This is a genomic window from Sphingobium olei, assembly GCF_042678845.1.
In the GTDB taxonomy this organism is placed as follows: Bacteria; Pseudomonadota; Alphaproteobacteria; order Sphingomonadales; family Sphingomonadaceae; genus Sphingobium; species Sphingobium olei.
In genome coordinates, this window is record NZ_JBHTLS010000130.1 from 65,213 (window position 1) to 86,254 (window position 21,042).

The window sequence follows — 21,042 nt, forward strand, 5'->3', positions numbered from 1 at the left end:
ATCTATCTCCATCCACCTTTGAATCTAATATTAAGAGAGAATAAGATGCCCGTGGACGCCCTCGCCGGATCGACTGAAACATCTTTGGTCGAAAAGCCTCTGCTCGGCGTCCTGCGCGGCGAGGTGCCTGTCGTTCCGCCGATGTGGCTGATGCGCCAGGCGGGCCGCTACCTGCCCGAATATCGCGCGCTCCGGGCGCAAATGGGCGGCTTTCTCGAACTGGTCTATGACAGCGAAGCCGCCGCCGAAGTCACGCTTCAGCCGCTCCGCCGCTTCGGCTTCGATGGCGCGATCCTCTTTTCCGACATTTTGATCGTTCCCTATGCCATGGGACAGGATCTCTGGTTCGAGGCTGGCGAAGGCCCACGCCTCGCGCCGATCCTCGCCGAAACCGACCTGTCGGCGCTGACGCCCGACTTCTCCCGCTTCGACGCCGTCTATGACACCGTTAGGCGGGTGAAGGCGGCGCTGGATCCCGCCGTCACCTTCCTGGGCTTTGCGGGCAGTCCCTGGACCGTGGCCACCTATATGGTCGCGGGGCAGGGCAGCAAGGATCATGGAGCGGCGCGACGCATGGCCTACCAGCAGCCAGAGCGTTTTGCCGCCCTCATCGACGCGATCATCGAGGCGACCGTCACTTATCTCTCCGGCCAGATCGACGCGGGGGTGGAGGCGGTGCAGCTGTTCGACAGCTGGGCCGGCAGCCTTGCGCCCGCGCAGTTCGAACGCTGGGTGATCGAACCCAACCGCCGCATCGTCGAACGGCTGAAGGCGATCCATCCCGACGTCCCGGTGATCGGCTTTCCGAAGGGCGCAGGCGCGAAGCTCGCGGACTATGCCCGGCTGACCGGCGTCGATGCCGTGGGCGTCGACGAAACGATCGATCCCAATTGGGCCAATGAAGCGCTACCCGCCGGCATGCCGGTGCAGGGCAATCTCGATCCGCTGGCGCTCATTGCCGGCGGCGCGGTGGTCGAGCAGGCGGTGGACAACATTCGCGCCGCCTTCGCCGGCCGGCCGCATATCCTCAATCTCGGCCATGGCATATTACCCGACACGCCCATTGCGCATGTCGAGGCGCTCATTAGCTATGTGCGGCGATAAGGAGCACTGACCCATGGCTTATCTCGGCGCCGCCTATCTCTGGGTGAAGGCCGCCCATGTCATCTTCGTCATCTTCCTGATGGCGGGGCTGTTCATGATACCGCGCTTCTTCGTCTATCATCAGGAAACCGCGCCCGGATCGCCGGAGGACCGCAAATGGGTGGAGCGCGAGACGCGGCTGCTCAAGATCATTCTCAATCCGTCGCTGGTTCTCGTCTGGATCTTCGGCCTGATGCTCATGGTGGAGATCGGCGCCTGGAACTTCGGCTGGTTCCACTTGAAGCTGCTCTTCGTCCTGGGCCTCTCCGCCTATCATGGCTGGATCGCGGGCTATGCGAAGAAGCTCGCGAAGGGGCAGAGGCCCCTGTCCGACAAACAATTGCGCATGATGAACGAGATACCAGGCGTTGCCGCCGCGATCATCGTCATCGCGGTGATCGTCAAGCCCTTCTGAGCCCATGTCCTAAAGGCGGCGCATCATGGTAGAAGGATGCTGCCGCTTTGCGATAGGATCAGCCCCGCGCAACTTTATGTCAATTTCTGCGGGACATATGCGAAGTTAAGCGGGATCGACCGCGATATTGTCGATGAGGCGCGTCCGCCCCAACCGCGCCGCGCCCAGCAGCCGGGCGGGGCGATCCAGCAGCGTCATCGGCTCCAGGGTGGCGGCGTCGCACAGCGTCACATAATCGACCGGATCGAAGCCATGCTGGCCGAGAGTGGTGATCGCCTTCGCCAGCGCGCCCTCCACCGGCTCGCCCTTCTCGATCTGCCGTTTCGCTTCGCCCAGCGCGCGGGGCAGGGCCAGTGCCGCCTTGCGCTCCTCCTCGCTCAGATAGGCATTGCGCGAGGAGAGGGCGAGGCCGTCTTCGGCCCGCTGCGTCGGCATGCCGATGATCTCGATCGGCAGGTCCAGGTCCGAAACCATGCGCCGGATGACGGCGAGCTGCTGATAATCCTTTTCGCCGAAGATCGCGACATCGGGTCGCACCTGATTGAACAATTTGGTGACCACCGTGGCGACCCCGTCGAAATGCCCCGGCCGCGCCGCGCCGTCCAACCCTTCGCTGACGCCAGACACGCTGATGTTGGTGGCGAAGCCCACCGGATACATGACCTCGACCGTTGGCGCCCAGAGGATATCCACGGCCGCCGCGGCAAGCATCTGCGCGTCCTTGGCTTCGCGCCTTGGATAGGCGTCCAGATCCTCGTTCGGTCCGAACTGTTTGGGATTGACGAAGATCGACACGGCCACATGCCGTCCGTGTCGGCGCGCTTCCTCCACCAACGCCATGTGCCCGTCATGCAGTGCGCCCATGGTGGGCACCAGCGCCAGCGGCTTTCCGTCGCGTTTCAGCGCGGCCACGGCGGCACGGAGGGCGGGCAGGTCACGCAGCGTTTGCACGGAAGGATGGGCTCCGATAAGGGCGATGGAAACAGGGATGACCTGCTAGGCATGGGCCGGCGGGACCGTCAACACAGATTGCGACAACAAGGGTTATCACCGGACCAATGGCCACTCCGCAGCCGCACCTCATCGTCTTCGCCAATGAAAAGGGCGGCACCGGCAAGTCGACCACGGCGGTCCATACCGCCATCGCCCTGACGGCGCTTGGCCACAGGGTCGGCATGATCGACCTCGACCCGCGCCAGCGCACCGTCACCCGCTACATGGAAAACCGCGCCGAAACCGCGCGCCGCCGCTCCATCGAGCTTCCCGCACCCGAATTCGCCGTTCTGAAGGGCGACAGCATCGACGCGCTGGAGGCGGAATCGGCCGCCGTGTCGGAGGGCAAGGATTTCCTGATCGTCGATACCCCCGGCCGTGACGACGCCTTCGCCCGGCACATGGCGGCGCGCGCCAACACGCTCGTCACGCCGATGAACGACAGCTTTGTCGATTTCGACCTCATCGGCCAGGTGGACGCCGAAACCTTCAAAGTGCGCCGGCTGTCCTTCTATTCGGAACTGATCTTCGAAGCGCGCAAGACCCGCGCCAAGGCGGACGGCGTGTCGATCGATTGGGTCGTGCTGCGCAACCGCGTCCAGCATCATGACGCCCGCAACAAGAAGCGGGTGGGCGACGCGCTCATGGAACTGTCCCGCCGCGTCGGCTTCCGCGTCATTCCGGGCCTGTCGGAACGCGTGATCTTCCGCGAGCTCTTCCCCTCGGGCCTGACCCTCCTCGACAAGGGGCATCTGGGCGACTTGGGCGTCAGCCACATCGCCGCGCGGCAGGAATTGCGCGAAATGGTATCGGGCCTCGCCCTTCCCACCCGCGATGGCGCGGTGCCGATGGACCTGCTCGGCGCAGCCTGATGGGCCTGCTTGCGCTGTTGCTGGCTGGCCTTGCGGTCTGGCTGATCTGGACGGGAAGGCTGCAACGCATGACGGCAAAGGACGGGATGGCGCTGGGCGCGGCGCTGGTGGGTGCGGTGCTGGCGGCCAAAGGCAAGCCGGTGATCGGCGCGCCGTTGCTGATCGGTGCGGCGCTCTTCTTCGCCAAGCAGGGCAACCGGCGTGCCGCCACCCGCAAGCGTCCCGTCGCGGTGCCGCCCCGTGCCGACGATCTGGCGAAGGCGCGTGCGCTGCTTGGCGTGTCGCCAGACGCCGACCCGGCCGCCATCCGCGCGGCGCACCGCCGCCTCATCGCCTCCGTCCATCCCGACAAGGGCGGCACCGAAGCGCTGGCGGCGCAGATCAACGCCGCCCGCGACCTGCTGCTCGGCCAGCGGTCGGAGGGATGAGCCACGTCTTCCATCCAACGCTGCTGCGCGACTATGATCTGCGCGGCACGGTGGGGAAGACGCTGCACCGGGCCGATGCCTGGGCGTTGGGTCGATGCTTTGGCACCATCATCGCCCGCGGAGGAGGCCGCCGGATCGCCGTCGGCTATGACGGACGGCTGAGTTCGCCGATGCTGGAGGTCGCGCTTGTCGAGGGACTTGTCGCCAGCGGCATCGACGTGCTGCGCATCGGCCTTGGCCCGACGCCCATGCTATATCATGCCGAAGCGACTTGCGACGTCGATGGCGGCATCCAGATAACAGGCAGCCATAATCCCGCCGACGACAATGGCTTCAAGCTGGTGCACGCGCATGCGCCCTTCTTCGGCGCGGACATTCAGCGGCTGGGCGAAATGGCGGCGGCGGGCGACTGGGCGATCGGCATGGGCAAGGTCGAAACCGTTGAGATGATGGATGCCTATATCGACCGCCTGCTCCGGCATTTCGACTGCGCGCCCTTCCGCATCGGCTGGGACGCGGGCAACGGCGCGGCCGGTCCCATCGTCGAGGCGCTGACGCAGCGCCTCCCCGGTGAGCATCATCTGCTCTTCACCGATGTGGACGGCCATTTCCCCAACCATCATCCCGATCCTTCCGTGGACGCGAATCTGGACGATCTGCGCGCGCTCGTCCTTGGGAAGCGCCTCGATTTCGGAGTGGCTTTCGATGGCGACGGCGACCGGATCGGGGTGATCGACGGACGCGGCCGCACGCTCACGAGCGACCGGCTGCTCGCGCTCTTCGCCGCCGATCTGCTGGAAAACCGCCCAGGCGCGCGCATCGTCGCTGACGTAAAGACCAGCCAGCGCGTGTTCGACCGCATCGCCGCGCTTGGCGGGCAAGGCGACATGTGGAAGGCGGGGCACAGCCACATCAAGTCCAGAATGAAGCAGACTGGCGCGCTCCTGGGAGGCGAGACAACCGGCCACTTCTTCTTCGCCGACGATCATGCCGGCTATGACGATGGCCTGTACGCCGCCGTCCGTTTGATCCGCCTCCTGGGACAAGGGGGGCACAGCCTGGCCGCGCTCTCGGATGCCCTGCCCGACAGCGTCATTACGCCCGAGCTCCGATTCCCAGTGACGGAGGATCGCAAGTTCGCCGTGGTGGAGGAAGTGACCGCGCGGTTGCTGGCGATGGGCGCGGCGGTCACCCTGATCGACGGCGTCCGCGTACGCACGGCGGACGGCTGGTGGCTGCTGCGCGCCTCCAACACCCAGGCGGCGCTCGTCGCGCGGGCGGAGGCGGTGGACCAGGAGGGTCTATCGAGGTTGCTGGACCAGATTGATTCGCAGCTTGCCGAATCGGGCGTGCACCGTATCGGCTGATTCGAAGGCGGGCTTGAACGCCCACCCCCTGATCGCACGATTTTTCATCGAAAATTGACGTTACGGAAATCAGGCAAGAACCCTTCGATTGCATGAAACGCAATCAAGGCCACGTCTTTCGCATTTGCGATAGATTGCGCTGCACCGCAAAAGGAACGGGCCTTTCAGGCATCCTCTCCTAAAACTTTCAAGCCGCCCTCGTTGGCGGCTTTTTTTTGTCTTTTTTTCCGGTCGCTGTCGTCGCCCGGCCGTAGCGTTCTTCCCCAAACCACCGTCGAAGGTCAGGAAGCGACACAACAGCAACACTGGAAATTAACGCGATCTGCGTTAAGCGCATGGCTCCAGAGCCGGTCAGGCGCGTTGGCAGCGTCGCCGATCGGCACAAGACAAGTCGCAAATGAGTAGAGGATCTGCCATGTCCCGTCGCCGCCGTTTCACCCCCCATCTGGCACAATGGCTTTGCGCCACGGCTGCGCTAGCCGCGCCGGGTTCTGCCTGGGCCGGGGGTTTCTATCTCCAGGAACAATCGCCCGTCGAAATCGGCCGCGCCCTGTCGGGTGGCGCCGCAGCGGGCGATGATCCCTCCACCATCTATTTCAATCCGGCGGCGATGACGCAGCTTCAGGGAATCCAGCTCTCGGCCGGTGCTTCCGCGCTGATCGCGTCCGCGCACCAGACGAACCGCGGCACCTACCGCTCGGTTCCCGGCTCGGCGCTCCGCGTCCCGGTGCAGGGCAATGACGGCGGCAATCCCTTTGACAGCGTCATTCCCGTGCCCAGCTTCTACGCCAGCGCCCAAGTGACCGACCGCCTGTGGCTCGGGCTTGGCGTCAACGCGCCCTTCGGTCTGAAGCTGGCATATGAGGACGGCTTCTTCGGCCGCTACGACTCGATCTATACCGATCTCAAGACCTACAATATTCAGCCGTCCGCCGCCTACAAGCTGACCGACACTCTCTCCATCGGCGGCGGCGTCGACGTGCAATATGTAAAGGCGGAACTCACCAACGCCCTGCCGCAATTGTCCCCGCTGGCTCCTGCGGACGGCTTCGCCCGCCTAAAGGGCGACGATTGGTCGGTGGGCTGGAACGCCGGACTCTTCTACACCACCGGCGACACCAATTTCGGCGTCCATTATCGCTCCGGCATCAACCATCGCCTCGGGGGTACGCAGTCGGTGTCTGGCCTGCTCGGCCCAATCGCTGCGGGTAACGGCAATTTCGCCGCGACCGCGCCGCTGGACCTGCCCGACATCGTCACCGTGTCGATGATGCACAAGCTGACGCCGAATCTTCGGGCGATGCTGACCGGCAAATGGTATAACTGGTCGAAGTTCAAGGGCATCGCCGTCACCTCGGCCACCGGCACCACCAACAAGGAGCTGGACTATCGCGACAGCTATTCCTTCAGCGCCGGCGGCGAATATGATGTCAGCCCGGCGCTGACGCTGCGGGCGGGCACCATGTTCGATCGCACGCCCACAAACCCACAGCATCTGACGACCCGCGTGCCGGACGGCGATCGCGTGTGGCTGACCGGCGGCGCGACCTTCAACATCTCGCCCGCCGCCGCGCTGAACCTCAGCTACGCCCACACTTTCGTCGAAAAGGCGAACATCATCCGCCCGGACAGCTATTTCCCGGCACCCGCGACCGTCACGGCCACTACCTTGGCCCAGACCAGCGGCAATGCGGATCAGGTCGCGGCTTCGGTGACGCTCCGCTTCTAATATCGAACGCGAATGACTATAGGGGCTCCGTAGCTTACGGAGCCCCTTTTCATGTCCGACCACAATCCCGGCCTTCGTCCCTGGCGGGACATCGCGCGCCGCCAGAGCCGTCAGATCATGGTCGGCAATGTGCCGGTGGGTGGCGGCGCGCCGGTGACGGTGCAGACGATGACCAACACGCCCACGCATGATGTGCGCGCCACGATCGACCAGATCCGCCGTTGCGAGGAAGTGGGCGTCGACATCATCCGTGTGTCCTGCCCGGACGAGGAATCCACCGCGGCCCTGAAGCAGATCGTCCGCGCCGCGCGCGTGCCGATCGTCGCCGATATCCATTTCCACTATAAGCGTGCGCTCGAAGCGGCGGACGCGGGCGCGGCCTGCCTGCGCATCAATCCCGGCAACATCGGCAGCGAGGCGCGGGTCAAGGAAGTGGTGGACGCGGCCAAGGCGAACGGCTGCTCGATCCGCATCGGCGTCAACGCCGGCAGCCTCGAAAAAGACCTGCTCGAAAAATATGGCGAACCCTGCCCCGAAGCGCTGGTTGAATCCGCGCTCGATCATATCAAGCTGCTGCAGGATCAGGATTTCCACGAATATAAGGTCGCGGTGAAGGCCAGCGACGTGTTCCTCGCGGTTGCCGCCTATATGCAGCTTGCCGACGCGGTCGATTGCCCGCTGCACCTTGGCATCACCGAAGCGGGCGGGTTGATCGGCGGCACGGTCAAGAGCGCGATCGGCATCGGCAACCTGCTCTGGGCGGGGATCGGCGATACGATCCGCGTCTCCCTCTCCGCCGAACCGGAAGAGGAAGTGCGCGTCGGCTATGAAATCCTCAAGTCACTGGGCATCCGCACGCGCGGAGTGAAGGTCATTTCCTGCCCGTCCTGCGCGCGGCAGGGTTTCGACGTCATCCGCACGGTCCAGGCGCTGGAGGAACGGCTCCAGCATATTCACACGCCGCTCTCCCTCTCGGTCCTGGGCTGCGTCGTCAACGGCCCCGGCGAAGCGCGCGAGACCGACATCGGCCTTACTGGCGGCGGCGCCGGCAAGCACATGGTCTATCTCTCCGGCCTCACCGACCACACGGTCCAGGACGAAGGCATGATCGATCATATCGTCTCCCTGGTCGAAGCAAAGGCGGCGGAGATCGAGGCCGCGAAGCTGGAAGCGGAAACGACCGACGCAGGCAAGGCGGAAGCGGCGGAATAGCTGGCCTCGCATGGAAAAGCTTCATCGCGGCTTCGCGATCCCCTTTGCCGTCTGCTGCCTGGGCGTAGCGCTGTTTTCCGTCATGGACGCGGCGATGAAGGGGCTGAGCCTTTCTATCGGCCTCTACAACGCCCTGTTCTGGCGCGCCGTGACCGGCACCCTCCTTGGTCTTGCCCTGATGTTGCTCACCCGCCAGCGCTGGCCGACGGCGGCGGTGTTGCGCATTCACCTGCTGCGTGGAACGGTGGTCGCGCTGATGGCCGCGCTCTTCTTCTGGTCGCTGATGCGCCTGCCTTTGGCCGAAGCGATCGCGCTGTCCTTCATCGCCCCGCTCATCGCCCTCTATCTCGCCGCTCTGCTGCTCAGGGAGCGGGTCGGGCGGCAGGCGATCGGCGCTTCCCTGCTCGGGTTGGTGGGCGTGGGCGTCATTCTTTCGGGCAAGCTCCAGGGCCGTTATGACGCCGACGCCCTGCTCGGCGCGCTGGCGGTGCTGGCGTCCGCCGTGCTTTTCGCCTGGAATCTCGTGATCCAGCGGCAGCAGGCGCAAGTCGCCTCTCCCATAGAGGTCGCCTTCTTCCAGCATCTGGTGATGCTCGGCGTCTTCGCGCTGGCCGCGCCGGTCTGGCTGGCTGTGCCGCCGGCCGCCGCTGTTCCGCTTGTCGTCCTTGCGGCGACCCTTGCCTTCACCTCGCTGTCGGCGCTCGCCTGGGCCTATGCGCGCGCCGAGGCACAGCGGCTCATCCCGGTCGAATATAGCGCCTTCCTTTGGGCGGCGATCGTCGGCTGGCTGGCGTTCGGCGAAAGGGTGACGGCGGTCACGATCGCCGGCGCCTTGCTGATCGTCGCCGGCTGCCTTATCGCCGCGCGCTCGAAACGGCCGGACATGGCCCATGTGGAAGCGGGAACAGTATGAGCGCCATCATCATCCGCCCGGCACGCGCCGACGATCTTGATACGATCCACGCCTTCATCCTCGCGCTGGCCGACTATGAGCGGCTCGCCCATGAGGTGAAGGCGGACCGCGCGACACTGGGCCGCTACCTGTTCGGCGAACGCCCCATGGCCGAAGTGCTGATCGCGGAGCAGGAGGGCACCGCCTTGGGCTTCGCGCTCTTCTTCCATAATTTCTCGACCTTCGAAGGACGCCCCGGCCTCTATCTGGAGGATCTGTTCGTGCTGCCGCAGGCGCGGGGCCTTGGCGCCGGCAAGGCGTTGCTCGCGCGGCTGGCGCAGATCGCGATGGATCGCGGTTGCGCCCGCCTCGAATGGTCGGTGCTCGACTGGAACGAACCGTCCATCGCCTTCTACCGGTCGATCGGCGCGAAGCCGATGGACGAATGGACGGTGCAGCGGGTCGATGGCGACGCGCTTCATGCTCTCGCCCGCGCGGGACGAGCCGAACCGCCCCGCACTTGACGGCGACTCCCCCCTCGGCGCATTGTGCCGGAACGGAACATTTGGGGGACATGGGGTAGTTATGGCCGTCGGCCGCACCGTCAAACGATCGCCGGAATGGCGGGAAATGCTGAAGCGCAGCCTGATCCGCAGCGGCGCGCTGATCGGCGCACTGGCGCTGATCGCGGCGACCCTCTTCCTTGCGCTCGCCTTGCTCAGCTACGCGCCCAGCGACCCCTCGATGAACACGGTGGCGGGCGATCATGTCGCTAACATCATGGCCGCGCCGGGTGCGTGGACCGCCGATTTCCTGCTCTGGCTGCTGGGCGTGCCGGTTGCCCTCATCCTGCCGCTGATGGCGGTGACTGCCCGCCGCATGTGGGGCGATCAGGACATGGCGGGATGGAAGGCGCAGTTCGGCAAATGCCTCTTCGGCATCGCCCTCGTCGGCATCGCGCTCGCCCTGTTCCAGACAGAGCCGCTGGTCGGCCTGCCCGCAGGCTGGGGTGGCGTCATCGGCCTCGTGACTGCGAAGGGCATCGCCAGCCTGACCGCGCAAGTCCCCGCCGCAGCCCCGTGGATCAGGGGCCTGCTGATCGTCGTTGCGCTGATCGCGGGCCTGTTCGCCTGTTACCGCAGCCTTGCGCTGGAGAAGCCGTTGATCGCGATGCGCCGGCCCAGCTTTCCGCGACTCAGCCTCCCGCGCCCCGCGCTTGCCTTTGCCGGCGGCGCGGCAGCCGAGGACGTCTTCGACGATGAGGACGAACCCGCCGAACGCGTCATCGCGCCGCGCAAGCAGGTGTCGAACGAACCCAAGCCACCCATCACCATCCAGTCGCCCAAGCCTGCGCCGGTGCAGCGCGCCATGGCCCCGGTCAGCCAGGACGACCTGTTCGGCAACTCCTCGCTGCCCTCGCCCGACCTGCTCAATCCCATCCCCGCCAATCAGGGCGGCAAGATCGACAAGGCCGCGCTGGAGCGCAACGCGCGGCTGCTCGAATCGGTGCTCGACGACTTCCATGTGAAGGGCAACATCACCGAAGTGCGTCCCGGCCCGGTCGTGACCATGTACGAGCTGGAACCCGCGCCCGGCATCAAGGCGAGCCGCGTCATCGCGCTGGCCGACGATATCGCCCGCAACATGTCGGCGCTCTCCGCCCGCGTCGCGACCATTCCGGGCCGCACCGTCATCGGCATCGAACTGCCCAACGCCCACCGCGAGGGCGTGTCCTTCCGCGAACTCATCACGTCCGAACAGTTCGCGCAGGAAGCGACGCTGCCCATCATCCTGGGCAAGAATATCTCGGGCGAACCGATCATCGCCGACCTTGCCCCCATGCCCCACCTGCTGATCGCGGGCACCACCGGTTCGGGCAAGTCGGTCGGCCTCAATGCCATGATCCTGTCGCTGCTCTATCGCATGACGCCGGACCAGCTGCGCCTCATCATGATCGATCCCAAGATGCTGGAACTGTCGACCTATGACGACATTCCGCATCTCCTTTCGCCGGTCGTCACCGAACCGGCAAAGGCGATCCGGGCGCTTAAATGGGCGGTCGAGCAGATGGAGGACCGCTATCGCATGATGGCGTCCATTTCCGTGCGTAACCTCGCCAATTACAACGAGAAGGTCCGCGCCGCGAAAGCCAAGGGCAAGCCGCTGGGCCGCCGTGTCCAGACCGGCTACGACCCGGAAACCGGCAAGCCGATCTATGAGGAGGAGCAGCTCGATTTCCAGCCGCTGCCGCAGATCGTGGTGGTGGTGGACGAGCTTGCCGACCTCATGATGACGGCGGGCAAGGAAGTCGAATTCCTGATCCAGCGCCTGGCGCAAAAGGCGCGGGCGGCCGGCATCCACCTCATCCTCGCGACGCAGCGCCCCTCGGTCGACGTCATCACCGGCGTCATCAAGGCGAACCTGCCAACCCGCATCAGCTTCTTCGTCACGTCGAAGATCGACAGCCGCACCATCCTGGGCGAACAGGGCGCGGAGCAGCTACTGGGCAAGGGCGACATGCTCTACATGCACGGCGGCAAGGGCCTGATGCGGGTCCACGGTCCGTTCGTCTCCGATGACGAGGTCCGCGTCGTCGCCGATCATTGGCGCGCGCAGGGTCAGCCCGACTATATCTCCGCCGTGACAGAGGAGCCGGAGGAAGGCAGCTTCGCCCTGGATGGCGTCGATCTTGGCGACGACAGTCCCGACGCGCAGCTTTTCCGCAAGGCTTGCCAGCTGGTGTTCGAAAATCAGAAGGCTTCGACCAGCTGGCTCCAGCGGCAGCTGCGTGTCGGCTACAACAGCGCCGCGCGCCTTATCGAACGAATGGAGGAGGAGGGCCTGGTCGGCCCGCCCAACCATGTCGGCCGCCGCGAAGTGCTGCGCGACGAGAATGGCAATCCGCTCTGACCCCGGCTGATTGCGTTTCGCGCAATCATAGTCGCCCGGTTCGCATTTGCGACGAATCCAGCCGAACGGCATATGGAAGAGGCCTTTCAGGCATCCTCTCCTAAAAACTTTCCGGGCCGGTCGTTTCGATCGGCCCTTTTTTTATCCCCACGCGGATGGATGCCGCCGCAGTCCTTGCAATATCGGAACGACCGGGTTCACAGCGGGTTCAACCCTCCACCCCTAAGCCATGGCTTACAGACCAAGATGGAGTTGAACCCATGAAGCGCCTGGTTGCGCCCCTGATCCTCGTCCTAGCCGCTGCGCCGGTCGCGGTGCCGCTTGCTCCGCTCGCGGCGCAGCAGGCCCCATCTGGCCTTGGCCAAGTGAACGCCTATCTCCGCGCCGTCACGACGATGACGGCGGACTTCGCCCAGACCGATCGCAACGGCCAGACCCTGACCGGCCAGCTGACGCTGAAACAGCCGGGCAAGATCCGGTTCCAGTATCAGAAGGGCGTTCCCCTGCTGATCGTCGGCGACGGCAAGGCGCTGACCGTCATCGATTACGAGGTGCGGCAGGTGCAGCGCTGGCCCATCGGCAATTCGCCGCTGGGTGCCCTGCTGGACCCGTCGAAGGATCTGTCGAAATTCGGCAAGGTGATCCCGACTGACGACCCGTCGATCCTCAGCGTCCAGGCGCGCGATCCCAAGCGCCCGGAATTCGGCACCATCACGATGATCTTCAAGCGCGATGCCGTCAGCCCGGCCGGGCTTCAACTCTATGGCTGGGTCGCGCTTGATTCGCAGAACAACCGGACCTCGGTGAAGCTGTCGAACCAGCGTTACGGCGTGCCGGTGGCCGACTCGGCGTTCCGCTGGACCGATCCGCGACCGCGCGGGCGTTCCGGCGGATGAACCGAGCCCATGATGCGGCGGGCGGATAAACTTTCCGGCCCGTTCATCTGCGGCTCATATCCGCGGCGCTAATCAGGATTTCACGGCGGAGGGCACTACCGGGATTTCCCCCCTGTTACCCGGTCCCCACCTCCGCCGCGAAGCGCTTCAAGGGCGCGATCGAGACCCCCGTTCCATGCCCCCGGAGCGGGGGTCTTACTTTGTGCTTCCCGCCCTCTTGCCCCCGCCCGCTTGCGCAACAATGCGCGTCACCTTAGGTGGCTTGGCATGGCCGACACGCTTTCCATCTGCTCCTGGAACATCAACAGCGTCCGCGCGCGCATCGACATCGTCGAACAACTGCTGCGCGAGGAAGCCCCCGATATTCTCTGCCTTCAGGAAACGAAGGTGGTGAACGACATCTTCCCGCGCGAGATGTTCAGGCGGATGGGCTATGTGCATCAGGTGCTGAACGGCCAGCGCATGCATCATGGCGTCGCGATCATGAGCAAGGTGCCGGTCCACGAGGACGACCGGTTCGACTGGCAGGCCAATGGCGAGGCGCGCCATGTCGGCGTCCGGCTCGACAATGGCGTGCGGATCGAGAATGTCTATGTTCCGGCTGGCGGCGACATTCCGGACCGCGATCTCAATCCCAAATTCGGTCAGAAGCTGGATTTCCTGGAACGCATGATCCAGTGGTCGTCCGCGCTTGACGACAAGCCGACGATCCTGACCGGCGACTTCAACATAGCCCCGCTCGAATGCGACGTGTGGAGCCACAAGCAATTGCTGAACGTCGTCAGCCACACGCCCGTCGAGTGCGAGATACTCGGCCGGTTGCAGGCGTCCAACAACTGGGTCGACATCGGCCGCCACTTTCACCCCGCACCCGCCCGCCTCTACACCTGGTGGAGCTATCGGGCGAAGGACTGGGCGGAATCGGATCGCGGCCGCCGTCTGGACCATATGTGGATGACCCGCGACGTTGCGGACAAGGCGATCGCCCATCGCGTGGTCGAACCCGCGCGCAGCTGGGCCAAACCTTCTGACCATATCCCCATCATCACCGAGTTCGCCTTCTGATGAGCACCCATGCCAAGGGCCGCGACGCCGCGCGCGCCATAGACGCGCTGCGCCGTGGCTGGCCGATCCGGCTGAACGCTGAGGATGGCGCGATCCGGCTGATGGCGGTGGAAGGGGCCGACGCCGTGACGCTCGCTGGTTTCGATCCGGCCGGGCGCGCGGACATCCTCATTTCCGCCGCGCGCGCCGAAACGTTGAAGCTCGCCAACCAGCTCGCCGCAGCCGACCCCGACTGGCCGGTGCTGGTCGAGCGCGCGCCGTGGATCGACGCGGATGTCGCCACCGCCATCTCCGACCCGGTGCTTGATCTGGCGTCCCCGCTCAAGGGGCCGTTCCGCGCGCTCCCGCTCGCGGCCCCCCATGCCGCCAAAGCGGCGCTGCGGCTTGCCCGGCTGGCTGGCATCCTCCCCGCCTTTTTCCTGTTGGACGGCGACGGTCCGGCGGAAGTCGATGTCGATGCCGACGCCATTGGCGCCTATGACGATGCCGTCCATCTCGCCATCGCCACCCGCGCGCGCCTACCCGTCGCGGCTGGCGAACATGCGGAAATCGTGGCGTTCCGCAGTGCCGATGAACCGCGCGAGCATGTGGCGCTGGTGATGGGCCGGCGCGACGCCTCGCCCCCCGTCATCCGCATCCACAGCGAATGCCTGACCGGTGATGTTCTCGGCTCGCTCAAATGCGATTGTGGGCCGCAATTGCACCAGGCGCTGCACCAGATCGCGGATGCGCGCTGGGGCATCCTGCTTTACCTGCGACAGGAAGGACGCGGCATCGGCCTCGTCAACAAGCTGCGCGCCTATGCGCTGCAGGATCAGGGTTTCGACACCGTCGACGCGAATGTGCGCCTGGGCTTTGCCATCGACGCGCGCGATTTCTCGGTCGCGGCGCGGATGCTCGACCTGCTGGGCGTAAAGGACGTGCGGCTGCTCACCAACAATCCCAACAAGGTGGCGGGGCTGGAAGCGGCGGGGATCAGCGTGACCGAACGCCTGCCGATCGTCCTTCCCGCCAATCCGCATAACGAACGCTATCTCGCGACCAAGCGCGATCGCACCGGCCATCAGCTATGAGCCTGATCCGGGTCGAAAGCGGCGCGGGCCGCCTGACCTTCGGTGATCTTGTGATGTCCTGCACCATCGGTCGGGGCGGATCGTGCGCTGCAGGGGACAAGCGGGAAGGGGATGGCTGCACGCCGCTCGGCTCATGGCCCATCCGCGCCGCGCTCCTTCGGCCAGGCAAGGTGTCAGCCATGGGCCTGTCGCTTCCCTGGCGCTGGATCAGGTCAGCGGAAGGCTGGTCGGACGATCCTGTGGATCCTGCCTATAATCGGCCTGTCCGTTTGCCGCGCGGCTTTTCCGCCGAAAGCCTGATCCGCGAAGATGATGCCTATGACGTGATCATCGTCCTTGGCCACAACGATGCGCCACCAGTGCGGGGTCAGGGCAGCGCGATCTTCTTCCACCTGTCCGAAGGGCGTCCCACCGCGGGCTGTGTCGCGGTGGAACGAAGCGACATGCTCCGGCTGCTGCCCCTGCTTGCGCCGGGAGACGCGATGGAAATCCTGCCCTGAAGCGCCGGGGCTTCAAGCCATCTCCAGCGCTTCGCCCACCTCGCCGCCCGCAGCCTCCAGCAAACGCCGTTCCAGTGTCTGGAGGCGCCCCTTGCTCTCGATCTTCCCGCCCAGAAGGTCGGTGACATAGAAGGTATCGACCGCCCGTTCGCCATAGGTGGCGACATGGGCGCTGTGCACTGTGACCTTGGACTGGAACAGCGCGTTGGCGAGGCTGAACAGCAGGGCGGGCCGGTCGCGCGCATTCACTTCGATCACGGTGAAGCGGTTCGACGCCTTGTTGTCGATCAGCACATTGGGCTCGATCCGGAACGCCTCGGCGCGGGTGCGGGGCAGCGGCCGGGCCGACAATTTGGTGATGAGCCGGTGGCGGTTGGACAGCGAATCCTCGATCGCGTTGCGGATGCGGTTCAGCTGCTCAGGGCTGTGGAACGCTCCACCGAACGGATCCTGCACCAGGAAATTGTCGATCGCCACGCCGTCGCGCGTGGTGTGGATGCGCGCATCGATGATGTTGCCGCCAGCCAGATGGATGGCCCCGGCGATTCGATAGAACAGGCCGGGATGGTCGGCGGCATAGACGGTGACCAGCGTTGCGCCGCGCTGCGGATAATAATGCGCGGCGATTGACAGCGCCGCGTCGCCCGCCGCCAATATGTGCTGCGCATTGTGGACCAATATGTCTTCCGGTTCCGCGATCCAGTAGGATTCGGGCATCCGCCGGCTGAACGCCTCGAACGTCGCCTCGTCCATTCCCAGCGCCTCGCGCAAGGCCGCCTGCTTGGCGGCGACGCGCTCGCCCCGCCCTCTCTGCTTGTGGCCCAGGCGCAGCACCTCCTCGGCGGCTTCGAAGAGATCGCCCAGCAATTGCCGTTTCCAGCTGTTCCAGACGCCCGGGCCGACCGCGCGGATGTCCACGATCGTCAGGCACAGGAGCAGACGCAGCCGCTCCGGGCTTTGCACCACGTCCACGAAGTCGAGGATGGTCTTGTAGTCGGCCAGATCGCGCTTGAAGGCGGTGGCCGACATCAGCAGATGATAGCGCACCAGCCAGGCGACCGTTTCCGTCTCGGCGGCGCTGAGGCCAAGCCGCGGACAGAGATGCTCCGCCACTTCCGCGCCCAATATGCTGTGGTCGCCGCCGCGCCCCTTCGCGATGTCGTGCAACAGCACCGCGACATAGAGCACCCGGCGCGACAGGATTTTGCCCATCAGATCGGTGGCAAGGGGATGGTCGGCGCCCAATTCCCCCTTCTCGATCCGCGCCAGCAGCCCGACCGCCCGGATGGTGTGCTCGTCCACCGTATAATGGTGATACATATCGAACTGCATCTGCGCCACGACGCGGCGAAAATCGGGAATGAAGCGGCCGAACACGGTCGATTCGTTCATCCAGCGCAGCACCGTCTCGGGATCGCGCCGGCTGGTCAGCACCTCCATGAAAGCGGCGTTCGCCCTCGGATCCTTCCGCACCTTCGCGGTGATGAGGCCCGCGTCCCGGCTGGCGGCACGCATCGCGCTCGGATGGATTTGCAGCCCGTGTTTGTCCGCTACGGCGAAGATTTCCAGCATCCGCACCGGATCGGCCTGGAAGAAATCCTCGCTCGGCAATGCCAGCCGGCCACGCTCCAGGACGAAGCCGTCCAGCTTCTTGGGCCTTCGGAAGATGGCGGGGATATAACGCCGCCCCTTCGGACCCATCTGGTCGTCCAGATGCGCCAGGAACACGGCTGTCAGATCGCCCACGATCTTTGCGTTCAGGAAATAGTAGCGCATGAAGCGCTCAACCCCGGATCGGCCTGCGCGCGCGGTGAAATGCATCCGCGTCGCCGTTTCCAGCTGGAGGTCGAAGGTCAGCCGGTCCTCGGCCCGCCCTGTGATAGTGTGGAGGTGGCACCGCACCGCCCACAGGAAATCCTCCGCCTTCTGGAACTGGCGCAGCTCGCTTTGCGTCAGCAGTCCCACATCCACCAGCTCGGCGACGGAGCGGACCCGGTTCACATATTTGCCGATCCAGAACAGCGTGTGCAGGTCGCGCAGCCCGCCCTTGCCTTCCTTCACATTGGGTTCGACGACATAGCGGCTGTCGCCCATCCGCTTGTGCCGCTCCTCCCGCTCCTCCAGCTTTTCGGTCACGAAGGCGCGGGCGTTGCCCTGCATCACCTCCGCGTCGAAGCGGGCCGACGTCTCCTCATAAAGCGCTCGGTCGCCCCAGATGTAGCGCGCCTCCAGCAGCGCGGTACGGACGGTAAGGTCGCTCTTCGCCATGCGCATCGTCTCGTCGACCGACCGGCTGGAGTGACCCACCTTCAGCCCCAGATCCCACAGCGAATAGAGCATGGATTCGATCACCTGCTCGGTCCAGCCGGTGGGCTTCCATGGCGTGATGAAGCCGATGTCGACATCGCTGTGCGGTGCCATCTCGCCCCGGCCATAGCCGCCGACCGCGATCAGCACGATGCGCTCCCCGGTGCTGCGGTTGCCGGCGGGATAGAGATGATGCGTCGTCGCGTCGTAGAGCAGGCGCAATATCTGATCGATCAGGAAGGCGAAGGCGGTGACCGACTCCCGGCCCCGTGTCGGGCGTGCGTCCAGCCGCCGCGCCACCTCGGCCCGGCCCTCGTCCAGCGCCGTCTTCAACTCCCGGACGATCAGCCCGCGCAGCCGCACGCCGTCACCCTTATGCTCCTGGGCAAGGGCGTCGATCGTGTCGGATATGGCGCGTCGGTCGATGATCGCACGGCGCGATCCCAGCGCGGGGGATTGCATGACCATCCCCGCTATCTAGTCATGACGGGCATCGGCGGCCAGTTGTTTCAGCCGATAAATGTGATCGAGCGCTTCCCTTGGGGACAGGGCGTCGGCGTCGATGGCCTCGATCGCGGCGCGTAGCGGGTCTGGCGCGGCCTCTTCCTGCGCGGCGGTGGCGGCGAAAAGGGGCAGGTCGTCAAGGCCCGCCGCGATGCCCCCGGTCTTCGCCTTGCCCGCTTCCAGCCGGGCCAGCACGTCCTTTGCGCGCTTGAGCACCGCCTGCGGCAACCCGGCAAGCCGCGCCACCGCCAGGCCATAGCTGCGATCGGCCGGACCTTCGGCCAGTTCGTGCAGCAGGACAAGGTCGCCCTTCCACTCGCGCGCGCGGACATGGTGCAGCGATAGGGACGGCAGCGTCTCGGCCAGACGCGTCAGTTCATAATAATGCGTGGCGAAGAGACAGCGGCAGCGATTGACCTCGTGCACCGCCTCCACCACCGCCCAGGCGAGCGCCAGGCCGTCATAGGTGGATGTGCCGCGCCCGACCTCGTCCAGGATGACGAAACTGCGCTCGGTCGCCTGCGCCAGGATCGCGGCGGTCTCCACCATCTCGACCATGAAGGTCGACCGTCCCTTCGCCAGATTGTCCGACGCTCCCACCCGGCTGAATAATCGATCGACCAGCGTCAGCGTGGCCGATGCGGCAGGCACATAGCCGCCCGCCTGCGCGAGTATGACGATCAGCGCATTCTGCCGCAGGAAGGTCGACTTGCCGCCCATGTTCGGACCGGTGACGAGCCACAGCCGGTCGCCGTGCGACAGGCGACAGTCGTTGGCGACGAACGGCTGTCCGTCGCGGCGCAGCGCATCCTCCACCACCGGATGCCGCCCGCCCACGATGTCGAGGCATTGCCCCGCGCCGTCCGCCGGTACGAAATGCGGCCGCTGCCAGCCGCCCTCGGCCGCGCGTTCGGCCAGCGCCGCCGCCACGTCCAGCCGCGCCAGCGCGTCGGCCGCACGGGCGATGTCGGCCTTGCGGTCCAGCACCGCCTCGATGAGGCCCTCCAGATGCGCGGCTTCCGCCACCAGCGCATGCGCGCCAGCCTGCGCTACGCGCCCGGCCTCTTCATGCAGGTCGATCGAATTGAAGCGCACCACGCCCGCCAGCGTCTGGCGATGGGTGAAGCCGCTGTCGGGCGCCATCAGTCCGTCGGCCGATCGGGCAGGCACCTCGACATGATAGCCGAGCACGCCGTTATGACGAATCTTCAGCGTCGAAATGCCCGTCTGCTCGCGATATTTCGTCTCCAGCGCGGCGATCGCGCGCCGGCCATCGCCCGCCATGCGCCGCAACTCGTCCAGCGCCGGATCATAGCCGTCCGCGATATAGCCGCCGCTGGCCGTCTCGGTGGGCGGAGACGGCACCAAGGCGCGCGACAGGGCATCGACCAGCGCGCCATGGCCGTCCAGCGCCGGCAGCAGCTGCGCTAGCAGCGGCGGAATATCGACCAGGCGGCCCAGCCGCTCGCGCAGCAGCCGCGCTTCACCAAGGCCGTCGCGCAACTGGCCCAGGTCGCGTGGACTGCCGCGCCCCACTGCGACGCGCCCCAGCGCCCGGCCGATGTCGGGCAGGGCGCGCAAGGCGCCACGCAAGCTGTCCCGCAGCCCCGCATCGTCGTGGAACAACTGTACCAGCCCCAGCCGTGCCTCGATCACGGAGAGGTCCATCAGCGGCGCAGACAGATCCTGCGCCAGCAGCCGCGCGCCCGCGCCGGTGACCGTCCGGTCGATCGCATGAAGCAGGCTGCCCGCACGCGTGCCTGCGGTGGTCGTCACGATCTCCAGGCTCTCGCGCGTGGCTGCGTCGATCGCGACATGGCCGCCCGCTGCCTTACGCAAGGGCGGGGCGAGAAAGGGCAGGCTGCCCTTGCCGGCATGATCGAGATAGGCGATCAGGCCGCCCATCGCCGCCAGCTCCCCCCGTCCGAACTGACCGAAGCCGTCCAGCGTCGCCACGCCGAACAGCCGCTTCAGCGCCTCTTGCGCCCGTGTGCTGGAAAAGGCCGCGCGATCGAACGGATGACCGTTCGCCACCTCGATCGTCGATCCGTCTGGCAGGACCGTTTCGCTCGGCCGCAACCGCGCGAGTTCGGCCGGCAGATCGGCCGCCATGCAGGTCATCGTCTCGAACCGGCCGGTGGATATGTCGGCGGCGGCGATGCCGATCTCGCCGGACGCCTCGCCGCCCACTTGCGCCAGAGCGACCAGCATGTTGTCGCGGCGGCTGTCGAGCAGCGTCTCTTCCGTCAGCGTGCCCGCGGTCACATAGCGCACGATGGCCCGCGCCACGAGCGCCTTCCCGCCGCGCGCCTTGGCCTGCGCGGGGGTTTCGGTCTGCTCGGCGATGGCGACGCGGTGCCCGGCCTTGATCAGTCGGGCGAGATAGCCCTCCGCGCTGTGCACCGGCACCCCGCACATCGGGATTGGCGCGCCACCATGTTCGCCCCGGCTGGTGAGCGCGATGTCCAGCGTCGCCGCCGCCAGTTTGGCGTCGTCGAAGAACAGCTCGAAAAAGTCCCCCATGCGATAGAAGAGCAGGCAATCGCGGGCCTCCGCCTTCAAGGACAGATATTGCGCCATCATCGGGGTGGGAGCGGTGCTGTCGGTGGAGATCGCCATCCTGTCAGCCGATAGCGGGAAGCCATGCGGGAAACCAGAGCTTCGAAATGGAGCAGGAAAATTGCGCTTCTCGCACTTGCCCACAAGATAATCTTGCCGCTAGGGCCGGCTTCACTG

At 65.8% G+C, this 21,042-nt stretch carries 17 protein-coding genes; 14 read left to right on the forward strand and 3 right to left on the reverse strand.

Annotated elements, in window-relative coordinates:
* Positions 1-45 precede the first annotated feature (45 nt).
* Both hemE and ACFQ24_RS14575 read left to right on the forward strand, forming a co-directional pair.
* Positions 46-1,104: a uroporphyrinogen decarboxylase gene (gene hemE / locus ACFQ24_RS14570; RefSeq protein WP_380912439.1), complete on the forward strand. Its 1,059-nt coding sequence runs from the start codon at positions 46-48 to the stop codon at positions 1,102-1,104.
* A gap of 13 nt (positions 1,105-1,117) precedes the next feature.
* The gene (locus ACFQ24_RS14575) at positions 1,118-1,558 is read left to right on the forward strand and encodes a CopD family protein (RefSeq protein WP_380912441.1); all 441 of its coding nucleotides are present in this window, start codon (positions 1,118-1,120) and stop codon (positions 1,556-1,558) included.
* Between the two features lie 105 nt (positions 1,559-1,663).
* Here ACFQ24_RS14575 and panC read toward each other — a convergent pair whose 3' ends face one another.
* Positions 1,664-2,509 (reverse strand): pantoate--beta-alanine ligase, encoded by an 846-nt coding sequence (gene panC / locus ACFQ24_RS14580; protein ID WP_380912443.1) that lies wholly within the window; start codon positions 2,507-2,509, stop codon positions 1,664-1,666.
* A 107-nt stretch (positions 2,510-2,616) separates the two neighbouring features.
* Here panC and ACFQ24_RS14585 point away from each other — a divergent pair, with 107 nt between their 5' ends.
* The 12 genes from ACFQ24_RS14585 (at position 2,617) to ACFQ24_RS14640 (ending at position 15,495) form a co-directional block, all read left to right on the forward strand.
* Complete coding sequence (locus ACFQ24_RS14585; RefSeq protein WP_380912445.1) at positions 2,617-3,423, forward strand: division plane positioning ATPase MipZ; 807 nt, start codon at positions 2,617-2,619, stop codon at positions 3,421-3,423.
* Positions 3,423-3,851: a J domain-containing protein gene (locus ACFQ24_RS14590; protein ID WP_380912447.1), complete on the forward strand. Its 429-nt coding sequence runs from the start codon at positions 3,423-3,425 to the stop codon at positions 3,849-3,851. The genes ACFQ24_RS14585 and ACFQ24_RS14590 overlap by 1 nt, the downstream gene beginning before the upstream one ends.
* Positions 3,848-5,218 (forward strand): phosphoglucomutase/phosphomannomutase PgmG, encoded by a 1,371-nt coding sequence (gene pgmG / locus ACFQ24_RS14595; RefSeq protein WP_380912449.1) that lies wholly within the window; start codon positions 3,848-3,850, stop codon positions 5,216-5,218. Before ACFQ24_RS14590 ends, pgmG begins: the two co-directional genes overlap by 4 nt.
* Positions 5,219-5,633: 415 nt before the next feature.
* On the forward strand, positions 5,634-6,947 hold the full coding sequence (locus tag ACFQ24_RS14600) for an OmpP1/FadL family transporter (protein ID WP_380912452.1): 1,314 nt from the start codon (positions 5,634-5,636) through the stop codon (positions 6,945-6,947).
* Positions 6,948-6,998: 51 nt separating this feature from the next.
* Positions 6,999-8,159, forward strand: coding sequence for a flavodoxin-dependent (E)-4-hydroxy-3-methylbut-2-enyl-diphosphate synthase (gene ispG, locus ACFQ24_RS14605; RefSeq protein WP_380912454.1), 1,161 nt, complete (start codon positions 6,999-7,001; stop codon positions 8,157-8,159).
* 10 nt (positions 8,160-8,169) lie between these two features.
* Positions 8,170-9,072 (forward strand): DMT family transporter, encoded by a 903-nt coding sequence (locus ACFQ24_RS14610; protein WP_380912456.1) that lies wholly within the window; start codon positions 8,170-8,172, stop codon positions 9,070-9,072.
* Entirely contained in the window at positions 9,069-9,575 is a 507-nt protein-coding gene (locus tag ACFQ24_RS14615; protein ID WP_380912458.1) for a GNAT family N-acetyltransferase, read from the forward strand. Before ACFQ24_RS14610 ends, ACFQ24_RS14615 begins: the two co-directional genes overlap by 4 nt.
* Before the next feature lie 61 nt (positions 9,576-9,636).
* Entirely contained in the window at positions 9,637-11,961 is a 2,325-nt protein-coding gene (locus tag ACFQ24_RS14620) for an FtsK/SpoIIIE family DNA translocase (RefSeq protein ID WP_380912460.1), read from the forward strand.
* Positions 11,962-12,221: 260 nt separating this feature from the next.
* On the forward strand, positions 12,222-12,857 hold the full coding sequence (locus ACFQ24_RS14625; protein ID WP_380912462.1) for a LolA family protein: 636 nt from the start codon (positions 12,222-12,224) through the stop codon (positions 12,855-12,857).
* 267 nt (positions 12,858-13,124) lie between these two features.
* The gene (gene xth, locus ACFQ24_RS14630; protein ID WP_380912464.1) at positions 13,125-13,922 is read left to right on the forward strand and encodes an exodeoxyribonuclease III; all 798 of its coding nucleotides are present in this window, start codon (positions 13,125-13,127) and stop codon (positions 13,920-13,922) included.
* Positions 13,922-14,995 carry a GTP cyclohydrolase II gene (gene ribA / locus ACFQ24_RS14635; protein WP_380912467.1) on the forward strand — a complete coding sequence of 358 codons (1,074 nt, stop codon included), beginning with the start codon at positions 13,922-13,924 and terminating at the stop codon, positions 14,993-14,995. The genes xth and ribA overlap by 1 nt, the downstream gene beginning before the upstream one ends.
* The gene (locus tag ACFQ24_RS14640; RefSeq protein ID WP_380912469.1) at positions 14,992-15,495 is read left to right on the forward strand and encodes a L,D-transpeptidase family protein; all 504 of its coding nucleotides are present in this window, start codon (positions 14,992-14,994) and stop codon (positions 15,493-15,495) included. The genes ribA and ACFQ24_RS14640 overlap by 4 nt, the downstream gene beginning before the upstream one ends.
* 12 nt (positions 15,496-15,507) lie before the next feature.
* Here the strand turns inward: ACFQ24_RS14640 and ACFQ24_RS14645 are convergent, their stop codons facing one another.
* Both ACFQ24_RS14645 and mutS read right to left on the reverse strand, forming a co-directional pair.
* Positions 15,508-18,270 (reverse strand): [protein-PII] uridylyltransferase, encoded by a 2,763-nt coding sequence (locus tag ACFQ24_RS14645; RefSeq protein ID WP_380912471.1) that lies wholly within the window; start codon positions 18,268-18,270, stop codon positions 15,508-15,510.
* Positions 18,271-18,279: 9 nt separating this feature from the next.
* A complete protein-coding gene (gene mutS / locus ACFQ24_RS14650) occupies positions 18,280-20,925 on the reverse strand; it encodes a DNA mismatch repair protein MutS (RefSeq protein WP_380912473.1) in 2,646 nt (881 codons plus the stop codon).
* Between the last annotated feature and the right edge of the window lie 117 nt (positions 20,926-21,042).